We start from the raw sequence: 12,411 nt of genomic DNA, 5'->3' as shown, positions 1-12,411 counted from the left end.
CGCTGGCTCCATCGCCGCTCGTCCCTCGCGGCTACTCGACCACCGGGGGGGTCAGTGGCCGGCGAGGTCGAGGAGCTCGCGCGCATGCTCCTGCGCGGCACGCGAGTCGTCCAGTCCCGCGAGCATCCGGGCGAGCTCGTCGACCCGCTCGTCGGGCGTGAGCCGCCGCACGCTGCTGGCCGTCACAGCACCGTCATCGGACTTGGTGACCACGAAGTGATCGTCGGCGAATGCCGCCACCTGCGGGAGGTGCGTGACCGCGATGACCTGGGCGTGACGTGCGAGGCGTGCCAGCCTCCGTCCCACCTCGACCGCCGCTTTGCCGCCGATCCCGGCATCGACCTCGTCGAATACGAGGGTGGGCACCGTGTGCTCGTCGGCGAGGACGACCTCCAGGGCGAGCATCAGGCGCGAGAGCTCGCCCCCGCTCGCCCCCTTGCTCATCGGCCGCGGAGCCGTACCTGAGTTGGCCGCGAAGCCGAACTCGACGACATCGCCGCCATGCAACGCGGGTTCGTCAGCGGGCTCCACGGTGACCTCGAGACGTGCCGAGGGCATCGACAGCTCCGCCAGCTCGGCCTGCACCCGTTCGGCGAAGGTGCTGGCTGCCGACCGTCGCACCGCACGCAACCGCTCGGCGAGCTCGCCGACCTGTGGTCCGAGCGCGGCGATCTCGGCCTCCAGCTGCTCGAGCCGCCGATCATCGCCATCGAGCTCGGGAACCCGGGCGGCAGCGGACTTCGCCCAGTCGAGGACGTCATCGAGGGTCGGGCCGTAGCGACGGACGAGCGCGGTGATCGCAGCCCTACGCTCTTGGACAGCCGCCAGGCGGGCCGGGTCGAGATCGATGTCAGCCGCATAGTGCTGCAGTTCCGAGGCGATATCGGCTACCTCGATCCCGGCGCTCGCCAGTCGTTCGGCGAGCCCGTCGAGTCGGTCGTCGTGGCCCGCGGCATGCGCGAGCTGCTGGTGGGCAGCCCCGATGATCACGCCGACTCCGCCCTCGTCGGACGAGAGCGCCTCCGCCGCGGACGCGGCGGCCCCGATGAGCGATTCGGCGTGCGCGAGTCGCCCTTCCTCGGCCGCCAGCTCCTCGTCCTCGCCGGGTGCCGGGTCGACCTCCTCGATCTCACCGAGACCGTGCTGGAGCATCTCCAGCTCGCGGAGCCGCTCCCCGGCGTGCTCACGCAGCTGCGCCAGCGAACGCTGTGCCTCACGCCAGCGGCGGTAGGCATCCTGGTAGGCGGCCAGCGCCTCACGTGCCTCGGCTCCCGCGTACAGGTCGAGGGCATCGCGCTGCTGCGCGGCCAGCACCAGGCGCTGTTGATCGGACTGCCCGTGCACGGCCACCAGCTCGCGGGCGACCTGCGTGAGAACCGTGGCGGGAACGGTCGCACCGCCGGCGGTCGCGCGCGACCGGCCCTGGGCGGAGAGCACACGCCCCAGGAGGATCTCACCGTCATCGACATCGCCGCCCGCGTCCTCGACGAGCCCGGCGGCCACGGCGCCCTGGGGTACGCCGACCCCGGCCTCGACCCGAGCCCGCTCGGCCCCGACCCGCACCAGCCCGGAATCGGCGCGCTCGCCGCGGAGGAGCCCGAGCGCGGTGACCACCATGGTCTTGCCGGCTCCCGTCTCGCCCGTGATGACCGAGAATCCCGGACCGAGCTCGAGCTCGGCCTCCTCGATCACGCCCAGCGAGGACAAACGCAGATAGTTCCACATCAGGACATCGCCTCCCGGCGTCGCTCGGCCGCTCCCCGCCACCCGGCCACCGGCAGCTCGAACTTGCGGACGAGCCGGTCGGCGAAAGGCGCGGTGTGCAGGCGGGCGAGCCGTACCGGCTCGGCCCCGCGCCGCACCTCGATGCGCGCCCCGACCGGCAGCTCGGCGGCGCGGCGTCCGTCGCACCACAGGATGCCGGCCGGGGTGTCGCCGACGATCTCGATCGCGAGGGTGGAGTCCGGGGACACGACCAGTGGTCGCGCGAAGAGCGCGTGAGCGCTGATGGGGACCATCAGGAGCGCCGCCACCTCGGGCCAGACGATCGGCCCGCCCGCGCTGAAGTTGTAGGCGGTCGAACCGGTGGGCGTGGCGCAGACGATGCCATCGCACCCCCACCGGGACACCGGGCGGCCGTCGATCTCCACGACCGCCTCGATCATGCGTTCGCGCGAGGCCTTCTCGACCGTCGCCTCGTTCAACGCCCAGTTGCGGCCGACCTCGCGACCTCCGACGGTGACCGAGACGTCGACGGTCAACCGCTCCTCCACCTCGAAGTCCGCGGCGATCACCCGCTCGGCGATCTCATGGAGGTCCTCGACATCGGCCTCGGCGAGGAAGCCGACGTGCCCGAGGTTCACGCCCAGGACGGCGGCCCCGGTGCCACGGCACATCTCCGCAGCTCTGAGGATCGTGCCATCGCCACCGAACACCACTACCAGGTCGCATCCTGCCGCTGCCCCGGGGCCGGGGCCCACGACGACGAGGTCCTCGATGCCTTGGGCGGCAATCGCGTCGTACTCGCTGTCGATCACCCGCACCTCGATGCCCGCCTTCTGGAGCTCGCGCGCGAAGGTCGCCGCGACGGCCGCGGCATCGGGGCGCGCAGTATGCACGGTGATCAGGACACTTCTCATCGCGAGGCTCCTCCTCGTTGGGACAGCGGCCCGGCCGCGACGGCCCGCTCCGCATCGGCAGGGTCCGGTGGTGGAGCATCCGAACGCAGCCAGCAGAAGTACTCGACGTTACCCGCCGGCCCCGGCAAGGGACTGGGCGCGAGCGCCCGCGTGCCCCATCCGTGGTCGTGGGCGCTGGTGCACACCTGCATGATCGCGCCGGCGTGCAAGGCCGGGTCACGCACCACGCCGTTCTTACCGAGATTCGAGCGGCCGACCTCGAACTGCGGCTTGATCATCAGGACGATGTCGCCGGCAGACTCGGTGACGGCGGTGAGCGCCGGCATGACGATCGTCAGGGAGATGAAGGACAGATCCGAGACCACGAGGTCCACGGGACCGTCGATCTGTTCGCGGGTGAGGGTCCGGACATTGGTGCGATCCAGCACGTGGACCCGCTCATCGCTCTGCAATGCCCACACCATCTGGCCGTAGCCGACATCGACCGCGATGACCTCGCGCACCCCTCGGCGCAGGAGGACATCGGTGAACCCGCCGGTCGAGGCTCCGGCGTCGAGCGCGCGACGACCGCTCACCTCCAGGCCGGCGGGCTCGAAGACCTCGAGGGCCCCGAGCAGCTTGTACGCGCCGCGCGACGCATAGCGCGGACCCGTGTCCTTCGCGATCACGATCGGCTGGTCCGTGGTGATCTGCGTCGCGGGCTTGCTCGCCGTGGCGCCGGCGACGCTGACCACGCCCTCGGCGATCAGGCCGGCCGCCTGGTCGCGAGAGCCGGCCAGTCCCCGGCGCACGAGCTCAGCATCGAGACGCACCCGTCGGCTCATGCCGCCACCGCCTCAAAAGAAGCACGATAGGCGACGACCGGCATGAGATACCCCATCGCTCGCTCGCTGCGCTCACTCATGCCGCCACCGCCTCAAAAGAAGCACGATAGGCGACGACCGGCATGAGATACCCCATCGTTCGCTCGCTCATGAGGGCGGAGCGACCGGTTCGCCGCGCAGCACGCGCCGCAGGTCGTCGTGAACGGCGTCGAAGCGCGCCGGGTGTTCGTCGATCGTGACGTCCTCGAGATCGTCGAGCTGCTGCAGGACCCCCGCGACGACCTCCTCGGGACCGCCCTCCGGTTCCCTCTCCGCGCCGCCCTCGCTGCGCTCATTCAGCTCGCTCATAGGCCCAGTGTCCCACTGTCCACGGACGGAATCGCCGAACCCGTGTCCCGGAGGTGCCAGGCGAGTCCGACCACGGCCCGCAGGCTCGCGACATCGGCCGCGGGACGATCCAGGGCGATCCGGCCATCGGTAGAGCGGGCGACCGCGTCACCGCAGGTGGCGGTGGCGCCATCGGTCTCGACCGGCGGATGGGCTTGGTGGAGCCCGCGGAGATCGGCCGCGACGTAGTCGGGACGCTCGTCCTCGGTGGCCGCGACGAGATCGGCGATGCCGCTGACCCCGGTGAGCACGGCGAACGACGCGATGTCGGCGGCGCGGGCCCCCGCGATATCCGTGTCGAGCCGGTCGCCCACCATCAGCGGACGCTCGGTCTGGATGCGCTCCACCGTGACCTCGAACAACGGGAGGTAGGGCTTGCCGGCGATGGCACGCGGTTCAGCCGAGGCCGCGACGCGGACGACCTCCACCAAGGACCCGTTGCCTGGGGCGATACCCCGTGCCGTGGGGATCGTGCGATCCGTGTTGCTGACGTACCAGGGCAGACCCGCCTCGACGGCGTAGGCGACCTCGGCGAGATCGCGCCAGCCGATCTCGGGGAAGTAGCCCTGCACGACGGCGTCAGGTGTCTCATCGGCCGACGAGACCGGCACCAGGCCGACATCGTGGACGGCCTCGCGCAACCCCTCGCCACCGCACACGAGCACCCGGGAGCCCGTCTCGAGCTCATCGGCCATCACCCGAGCGATGGCCTGTGCCGACGTGACGACATCCTCGATGTCGGCCGGCAGCCCCAGTCTCCGCAGGTGGTCGGCCACCGCCCGCGGGGTCCGGGCGGCGTTGTTCGTGAGGAAGGCCAGCGCCGCTCCCCCGGCCTCCGCCTTCGTCAACGCCTCGACGGCCTCCGGGACCGCGTGGTCGGAGACATAGACGACTCCGTCGAGGTCGAGCAGCACGGCATCGTGATCGTCGACGAGAGGGCCTGGGGACGAGCGCAATGTCATGGCGACGAGGCTACCGGCGCCCTCGTCAGGCTCTGCAGGTCGACCGTCACCCGGCCGACCAGCCCGTGCTGTCCCCGAGCGAAGCGCGCCCGCAGCTCGCCCCGGACCTCGACGAGGTCGTCGGCGGCGAGGCGCAGAGCGCGCCGTCGCAAGGCCGCGGTCCATGCCGTGCATTCGAAGCTGTCGACGCTCTGCCTCGATCGCCGGCGCGCCCTGGCGCTGCGTCGCACCACCAGTCGGAAGGTCACGATCTGGTCGCCGGACGGCAGCACTCTCGCGGCCGGCGGGGACGAGAGGCGGCCGGTGAGGTGCACCTCGTTGGTGTCGTGGGGAGGGACGGAGGTCTCTGGACTCTGGCTCATGGCCCAACCCTCCGGCGAACCGACCGCCCGATCCAGGCGGCTCACCCGATCTGTGGACGGGGTCAGGAGGGATCCGCGGCTGTGGACGGAGTCCAGGCGGCCCGCGCGATACGGCTTTCGAGCGCGGTCAGCGCTGCCTCCACGTCGAGGTCGGTGCCGATGACGTGGACCTCGATCAGATCGCCGTCGCGACTCGCCGACAAGGAGCCGGGGATGAGATTCATGAGGAACACGAGCGCGATACGGGCGCCTTCGGTGGGCAGGCTCGTCCGATAGGTCGTCCAGTACGGATCGACACGGGCACCGGAAGGCCGCACGGCACGGCGCGCGACGTCGATCCCCCCGAGCACGGAGCGGCCGAGCAGCCAGCCGCCGAGCCGCACCGACGCGAGACCGCGCTTCCAACGTCCCGCTCGCCCGCGAGCGGGACGGCCCGTGAGGACATAGCTCACCGCGACCGCGAGCGGGACGGCCACCATCCCGTAGGAGAGGACGCCACCATCCGCCTCCACGACCGCCACCCAGAGGAGCGACGCGACCGCGGCGCGTGCGAGGACCGATCCGATCATGTCGCGCCTCCGTTCACCGCGGCCCATCCGATGGCGACGGCGATCAGGATGAGCAGCACCGCCCCGGAGACCTCCCAGGCACCGAGCGACCGCTGGACCCGCCCCACCGCCGCGACCAGCGAGACCGGCGGAGCGAGGCGTGACCGAACTCCCGCCGCCAGGCGTTCGAGCCGATGCAATATGGCGCGCAGTCCCTTCCCTGCGGACCTGACGAGCCTCTCCTCGAGGGTCACCACGTCGCCGGGAGGAACGACGTCCCCGTGCGGGTGGGCGATACGCGAGTCGTTCCAGCGGGGCCGGCGTGCGGTCAGCGCCGCTGCCACCGCGAGCGCGAGGCCCGCCAGCAGCGGCCACCCTTGCGCCCACCACGTCCCTGGGTCGAACCAACCGGGTCGGCTGGAGAGCGGTTCGTGGGAGGCCGCGAGCCACCCCGCCGCGGCCACCGGGACGACCGCGGCGGACGCCCACGCGGTATCACGGGTGACCGGCGTGGGCGACGGAGCTCGGTCACGCCGCCACATCACGACCGCGAACCGTGCCAGCAGCAAGGTCGATCCGAGACCCACCCACGGGAGCACCTCGGCCAGGGCGATCCCGCCGGAGGCCGGGAAGGTGGCGGCACCGACGGCCTCCTTCGCTCCGTACTTCGCCACGTAGCCGCTCGTCAGCGGCGCGCCGATGACCGAGAGCCCGGCGAGGGTCATCAGCACCGCCACGGGCCAGCGTCGCCAGCGCTCCACATCCCACATCTGCACGCCGAGGAACAGCACCCCTTTCGCAAGACCGTGGTGGACCGCATAGATGACGGCCGCGATCGCGCACGCCGGGGCGACCTCGGGAATGGCCAGCGCGACGCCCACGAGGGCGGCCAGGAATCCCATCTGGCTGATGCTGCTGTACGCGAGGATGACCTTCGGATCGTCCTGCAGCAGCCCGACAGGTACCGCCAGGAAGCCTCCGAGGAGCGCGAGCGCCACGAAGGCGGTGCCCCAACCGACCTCGCTCTCGCCGAACGGCAGGAACCGCAGCCAGCCCACGAGGCCGGCCTTGATCATCGCTCCCGAGAGCACCGCGCTGGCAGGCGTGGGCGCCGCCGGGTGGGCGAGCGGAAGCCACACGTGCAGGGGCACCGTCCCGGCCTTCACCCCGAAGCCCACGAGGAGCAGCCCGATGATGAGATCGCGGTCCGGTGATGCCGCGACCGCGGCGGCGGATTCGTTGAGCCGCATGCCGCCGGCCCGCGCCACCAGTACCATCGCCGACAGGACGGCCCCCTCGCCGAGGACGGTCATCACCAGATAGATACGACCCGCACGGCGTGCCGATCCGGATCCGGAATGAACCACCAGCCCGTAGCCGGCGAAGCTCATCACGGTGAAACACAGATAGAAGGTGATCAGATCGGCGGCCACGAAGACGCCGGCATTGGCGACGAAACACACCATCACCAAGCCGGACAGCAGAGCTGGACGCTCGGTGCCGGAGCGCGGGATGAAGGAGAGCGCCAGACCGTAGAGCACCACCGCCATCGCGAGTAGAGGACGCGCGATGTCATCGAGGGCCACCGACGTGCCGAGCAGCATCCAGGCCACGGTGACCGTCTCGGAGTCTGCCGTCACGCACAGGATCCCGGCGGGCACCACGGCCAGCCAGCCGAAGCGCGACACTCGGTCGCGCAGACGCTCGGCCGTGCTCCGTGGGACCACTCCTGATGCCATGAGCGAGGCGACCAGGAGCAGCGGCCACCCCGCGGCGATCCACCAGATCATCGGTAGCTCCCCTCGGCGATCATCTCGGCCAGGCTCCAGGGCGAATAGGTCCATCCCGCGGCGACGCCCATGAACAGCACCATCGCAGCGGTCACGACCGCCGGCCACAGCAGGGCGGCAGGCGCTTCCAGACGACGTCGAGGAGGACCGGCCGATGCGGCGGTCGCCTGTTCATCGGGTTCGGGGCGCCAGAGGGCGTAGACCACGGGCAGGAAGTACGCCGCGTTGAGCAGGGTGCTCACGATGAGCACCGGCAGCACCCAGGCGGTGCCCGCGTCCAGTCCGCCGAGGGCCAGCGGCCACTTGGAGACGAAACCGGCCAGCGGGGGCAGTCCGATCATGCCGAGCGACCCGACCGTGAACGCGGCGGCCGTCAGCGGCATCCGCCGGCCGACCCCGGTGAGCTGACTGATCTTCGAGATGCCCTGCACCTCGGCGAAGAGCCCGGCGCAGAAGAACAGGGTGATCTTCATCATCCCCTGGTGGACGATATGGACGAGCGCTCCGGCGGTCGCCAGCGGCGCCACTAGAGCGGCCCCGAGGGCGACATAGGACAGCTGGGAGATCGTCGAGTAGGCGAGTCGCTTCTTCAGGTCGTCTTGTGCCAGAGCGCGGATCGATCCGTACACGATGGTGAATCCCGCGAAGGCCGCCAGGACCGGCAGTAGTCCCAAGTCGCCGGCGACCGACAGCCCGAAGAGGTCGTGGACGACCCGGACGATGCCGAAGGCACCCGCCTTGACGACGGCCACCGCATGCAACAGTGCGCTGACGGGCGCCGGTGCCACCATCGCCACCGGCAACCATCCGTGCAGTGGGACGATGGCCGCTTTGACGGACATGCCGATGAGCAGCAGCGCGCCGATCGCTGTGGTGACCCCCGGTCGGTCGGCGGCGAGCTCGGCCACCGCTTCCACACCTCCGGCCGTGAACTCGACCGGACCCACCAACACGGTGAGCCAGACGACGCCCGCCAGCAGGACGACCCCGCCACCCAAGGTGTACGCCAGGTAGGTACGAGCACCGTCGAGTGCGTCCTTCGTCCCGCGATGCGCCACCAGCGGGTAGGTCACCAGCGTCAGCATCTCGAAGAACAGCAGGAAGGTGATGAGATTGCCGGCCAGGGCGATACCGGTCGTCGCGGTCACGCACAGGCTGAAGAATCCGAAGAAGCGCGAGCGGTTCGGTGCGCCCTCCAGATATCCGATCGCGTAGATCGTCGTCACGAGCCAGAGCCCGGCCGACAGCGCGACGAAGAAGAGCGAGAACGCATCCGTGACGAGCACGAGGTCCACACCCGGCACCCACGGCATCGAGGCGCGGAGCTTGTCACCGGCCACGACGGGCGGGATCAGAGCCACGACGAAGCCCACCTTGGCCAGCGCACCGGCCAGGTTGAGGGTCGTACGCCACCGCACCTGATCCTCGCGCAGGCAGAAGATGATCCCCGCCGGGATCAGCGAGGTCAGCAGCATCAGCAGGGGGACGATGCTGTAGTCGACCGAGGCTTCGGGAGTCATGGGCGTCCCCTCGCCGTCGGGTCCTCGGCGAGGAGATCGACGAGTCCGGCCGAGAACACCCCGAAAGCCACCGAGGCGATCGCGAGGATGAACGGCACCACGGCCAGGATGGCGGGCACCGGGTACGGGGCAGGCACCTCGTCGTCACCGGGGCGATTGAAGGTGGCGCGGACCATCGCGGCGGTGTAACCGAAGGTCAGCAGACCACCGAGCAGGAGCACACCGATCCACCACCACTCTCCCTGTTCGATCGTTGCCACCAGGAGTTGCCACTTGGCGACGAAACCGAAGGTCGGAGGCAGTCCGGCGAGGCTGATCCCGGCGATCGCCAGCGCGGCGACGGTCATCGGGGTGTGGCTGATCGCGCCGTGGAGCCGTGACAGTCGGTCGGTGCCGTAGGCGAAGGCGAGTGTGCCCGCGGCGAGGAACATCGCGGCCTTCGCCAGCCCATGGGCGAGCACGAGGATCACTCCCCCGGACCAGCCGGCCGCGGAACCGTCGGCCAGCGACAGCACGATCGCGAAGTATCCGACCTGCGCGACGGTGGAGTAGGCGACGATCGGCTTCAGCCGGGACGACCGCAGCGCCATCGCCCCGCCCCAGAAGACGGCAACCGCCCCGGCGATACCGGCCGCCACGCCGAGGACCTGCACCGCCGCGGTGCCATCGGCGATACCGAACCAGATCCGCCACAGGACGATCACGCCGGCTTTGATGACCAGCGCCGAGAGCACCGCACTCACGGCCGCGGGAGCGGCCGGATGGGCGACCGGCAGCCAGGCGTGCAAGGGGAACAGCGCCATCTTCGTTCCCATGCCGAGGAGCGTCAGCGCCAGGATCGAGGTCAGGACCGGGCCGGGCTCCAGTGCCGCGGTGGCCTGGGGCAGGTCGAGGGTGCCGGTCTCGGCGTAGACGAGCGCAACAGCCAGCAGGAACAGCAGAGACCCGACGACGCCCACGAAGAGATAACGCAGCGCGGGAGAGGCGGCCGACCTGCCGCCGAGGGCCACGAGCGCGACGGCCGCGATGGTCACCAGCTCGAGCATCACGTAGATGGTGAACAGATCACCGGCGACGACCACGCCGTTGAGGCCCGCCCAGAGGACGAGCCACAAGGGCCAGAAGTCGGGGCCTCCGGCGAGGCTGGGTTCGGCCGCGGCGTAGACCGTCACCGCCGTCCCCACCACGGCGACGAGTGCCAGGAACGCGGTGCTGGTGCCGTCGGCGCGCAGGGTGATCCCCAATGGCGCCTCCCAGCCCGCGAGCGCGAGCTCCCAGCTGCCCCCGCCGATCAACGCGACGACGCCGATGCCGAGCGCCCCTGTCGTCGAGGCGGCCGCCGCGCCGGCGGTCCTTCGCGATCCTCGAGGCACCAGGGCCGTCACGGCCGCCAAGAGCAGCGGCAGGAGGACGAGCGCGGGCAGGAGCGCGGGGTAGTTCATCGACCCTCGCTCTCGTCGGTCACCGCGTCGACGCGGCGCGCCAAGGCCAGCGCCACGCCGGTGACCGCGGCCATGATGACGATGCCGGTCAGGACGAGCGCCTGCGGTACCGGGTCGGGGGCCTCACCGCGGGCGGCGATGGCGAGCAGCACCATCATGACGCCACCGGAGGCCACGTTCAGGGCGACGATCCGTCGCAGCAGGTCACCGACCAGGAGATGGCCGACGAGTCCGATCACCACGATGGCGGGACCGGCGATGAGGGCGAGGTCGACGACGGTCACCGAGCCTCCCCTGGTTCTCTCCGATTCGCGAGGAATATCCTCGCGAGGCCGACCCCGATGCTGACCGCCAGCACCGCCTCGACGGCGAGGATGGCCGTCGACGCCCAGGACTCGCCCAGGACCAGCCACCCCGCGCCGCCGACGGCCGTCGAGAACGCGAGCAGGATGAACACGACGAGACCCAGCACTATCAGCGCATCGCCCCACGGGCCTCGGGTCGAGGTGCGCCGAGTTCCGGTCAGGTGGGCGATGACGAGGCCGGCCCCCACCATCGCTCCGGCTTGGAAGGCGCCTCCGGGCCGGGTGGTACCGGCGACCAGCATCCACACGGCCAGCAGTGAGACGACGGGCAGCAGGACCACGGCGATGATCCGCAGCTCACCGGACGCCGAGAGAGTCCGCGTCCAGGAGCGATCGCTGACGGCGGTGGCCGCGAAGACGGCCGTCATCACGACGGCGATCTCCAAGAGCGTGTCGAAGCTGCGGAAGTTCAGCAGCACGGCCGTGACGGGATGTTCGGCGCCGCTGCCCCCGATGTGGTCGTCCACGAGGAGAGGCAGCTGCCCCGACGGTTCCGACAGCCGGGAGACCACCCATCCCATGCCCAGGAAGGCGATGATGCCGGCGATGATGCCGGTGGCGAGCGCCCACGACCTGCGTCGAGGCACCTCTGCCTGCTTCGAGGCGAGGGCGTCGACCAGCAGCGCCCCGGTGACACCGCCACCGAGGACGGCTTCCGCCAGAGCGATGTCGGGGGCATCCAATCGAGCCCACAGCAGAGCGAGCAGCAGCCCGAACACCAGAAAGACCGCGACCGCGGACGTGCGCCGCGGGACCAGCACGGCGACTACAGCTGACAAGACGACACCTGCCAGCAGGAGTCCGTCGAAGACACCGATCTCCAGACTCATCCGTCGTCCTCGCGTGTCGCCAGCAGGTGACTGTTCACCGCCGTGCCGATGAGGGCAAGGATCCAGATGAGCAGGAGTTTGGCCACCACGCCCGCACCGACTCCGTTCGACACGGTGTGGACGATCAGGCCGAGGATGATGAAGCCGAGCCCGAGGTTGTCCGCCTTCGCGACGGCGTGCAGGCGCGTCGGAAGGTCGGGGAAACGCAGGAGACCCACTGTCCCCGCAATCATGAAGAGGGCTCCTACGCCGAGGAGCAAGGTCATCAGGACGATCATCGGCCCGCCCGCTGGGTCCAGACGAGCGCGACGACGGTGGCGAGGGCCACGACCGCGATGGCGGCGTCCCGGAAAGCCGCGGTGCCGGTCAGGCTGCCGAGCACGGCGAGCAGTGCGGCACCTGTGGTGCCGAGCAGCACGAAGGCGGTGAGCCGGTCCCGGGCGGTGGGACCCCGCCCGGCGCGCCAGAGACCGGCGAGGGTACAGAGAAGCACCACGGCTGCCGTGATCGACAAGGCCGTGTCCGCTGCGCCGATGCCCTAACCTCCGCTCCCTCGTGCTTGGCACGATTTTAGGAGGAACACGGCATATCCGCAGCGTGAGCGAAAAGGTCCACAAATGCGGCGAGGCCGCCCCAGGTGTGTTTGGGGCGGCCTCGCGCTAATGTTTGTCCGGCGACGTCCTACTCTCCCACACCGTCTCCAGTGCAGTACCATCGGCGCTGAAGGGCTTGACTTCCGGGT

The 12,411-nt window shown here is 70.4% G+C and carries 14 protein-coding genes and 1 rRNA gene; all 15 read right to left on the bottom strand.

What is annotated here, in order from left to right; translation table 11 throughout:
* Positions 1-51 precede the first annotated feature (51 nt).
* Entirely contained in the window at positions 52-1,725 is a 1,674-nt protein-coding gene (gene recN, locus FNM00_RS17330; RefSeq protein WP_143914793.1) for a DNA repair protein RecN, read from the bottom strand.
* Positions 1,725-2,639, bottom strand: coding sequence for an NAD kinase (locus FNM00_RS17325; protein ID WP_143914792.1), 915 nt, complete (start codon positions 2,637-2,639; stop codon positions 1,725-1,727). Before FNM00_RS17325 ends, recN begins: the two co-directional genes overlap by 1 nt.
* Positions 2,636-3,463 carry a TlyA family RNA methyltransferase gene (locus FNM00_RS17320; RefSeq protein WP_143914791.1) on the bottom strand — a complete coding sequence of 276 codons (828 nt, stop codon included), beginning with the start codon at positions 3,461-3,463 and terminating at the stop codon, positions 2,636-2,638. Before FNM00_RS17320 ends, FNM00_RS17325 begins: the two co-directional genes overlap by 4 nt.
* A gap of 147 nt (positions 3,464-3,610) precedes the next feature.
* Entirely contained in the window at positions 3,611-3,811 is a 201-nt protein-coding gene (locus tag FNM00_RS17315) for a hypothetical protein (protein WP_143914790.1), read from the bottom strand.
* Positions 3,808-4,812 (bottom strand): HAD-IIA family hydrolase, encoded by a 1,005-nt coding sequence (locus FNM00_RS17310; RefSeq protein WP_143914789.1) that lies wholly within the window; start codon positions 4,810-4,812, stop codon positions 3,808-3,810. Before FNM00_RS17310 ends, FNM00_RS17315 begins: the two co-directional genes overlap by 4 nt.
* Entirely contained in the window at positions 4,809-5,174 is a 366-nt protein-coding gene (locus FNM00_RS17305) for a single-stranded DNA-binding protein (protein WP_143914788.1), read from the bottom strand. Before FNM00_RS17305 ends, FNM00_RS17310 begins: the two co-directional genes overlap by 4 nt.
* Positions 5,175-5,236: 62 nt before the next feature.
* Positions 5,237-5,743, bottom strand: coding sequence for a Na+/H+ antiporter subunit E (locus tag FNM00_RS17300; protein ID WP_185973219.1), 507 nt, complete (start codon positions 5,741-5,743; stop codon positions 5,237-5,239).
* Positions 5,740-7,512 carry a complex I subunit 5 family protein gene (locus FNM00_RS17295; RefSeq protein ID WP_143914786.1) on the bottom strand — a complete coding sequence of 591 codons (1,773 nt, stop codon included), beginning with the start codon at positions 7,510-7,512 and terminating at the stop codon, positions 5,740-5,742. Before FNM00_RS17295 ends, FNM00_RS17300 begins: the two co-directional genes overlap by 4 nt.
* Complete coding sequence (locus FNM00_RS17290; RefSeq protein WP_143914785.1) at positions 7,509-9,032, bottom strand: complex I subunit 5 family protein; 1,524 nt, start codon at positions 9,030-9,032, stop codon at positions 7,509-7,511. The genes FNM00_RS17295 and FNM00_RS17290 overlap by 4 nt, the downstream gene beginning before the upstream one ends.
* Positions 9,029-10,474, bottom strand: coding sequence for a complex I subunit 5 family protein (locus tag FNM00_RS17285; protein WP_143914784.1), 1,446 nt, complete (start codon positions 10,472-10,474; stop codon positions 9,029-9,031). The genes FNM00_RS17290 and FNM00_RS17285 overlap by 4 nt, the downstream gene beginning before the upstream one ends.
* A complete protein-coding gene (locus tag FNM00_RS17280; protein ID WP_143914783.1) occupies positions 10,471-10,758 on the bottom strand; it encodes an NADH-quinone oxidoreductase subunit K in 288 nt (95 codons plus the stop codon). Before FNM00_RS17280 ends, FNM00_RS17285 begins: the two co-directional genes overlap by 4 nt.
* Positions 10,755-11,669, bottom strand: a complete 915-nt coding sequence (locus FNM00_RS17275) for a hydrogenase subunit MbhD domain-containing protein (RefSeq protein WP_143914782.1) — start codon at positions 11,667-11,669, stop codon at positions 10,755-10,757. The genes FNM00_RS17280 and FNM00_RS17275 overlap by 4 nt, the downstream gene beginning before the upstream one ends.
* Positions 11,666-11,935, bottom strand: coding sequence for a cation:proton antiporter (locus FNM00_RS17270; protein ID WP_221933801.1), 270 nt, complete (start codon positions 11,933-11,935; stop codon positions 11,666-11,668). Before FNM00_RS17270 ends, FNM00_RS17275 begins: the two co-directional genes overlap by 4 nt.
* An 8-nt stretch (positions 11,936-11,943) precedes the next feature.
* Positions 11,944-12,165 (bottom strand): MrpF/PhaF family protein, encoded by a 222-nt coding sequence (locus tag FNM00_RS17265; protein WP_221933800.1) that lies wholly within the window; start codon positions 12,163-12,165, stop codon positions 11,944-11,946.
* 172 nt (positions 12,166-12,337) lie between these two features.
* Positions 12,338-12,411, bottom strand: a 5S ribosomal RNA gene (gene rrf, locus FNM00_RS19575); the annotation flags it as partial.

Origin of the sequence: Aeromicrobium piscarium (assembly GCF_007421815.1) — a bacterium.
Classification (GTDB): domain Bacteria; phylum Actinomycetota; class Actinomycetes; order Propionibacteriales; family Nocardioidaceae; genus Aeromicrobium; species Aeromicrobium piscarium.
This window is presented reverse-complemented; position numbering and strand designations above follow the sequence as displayed.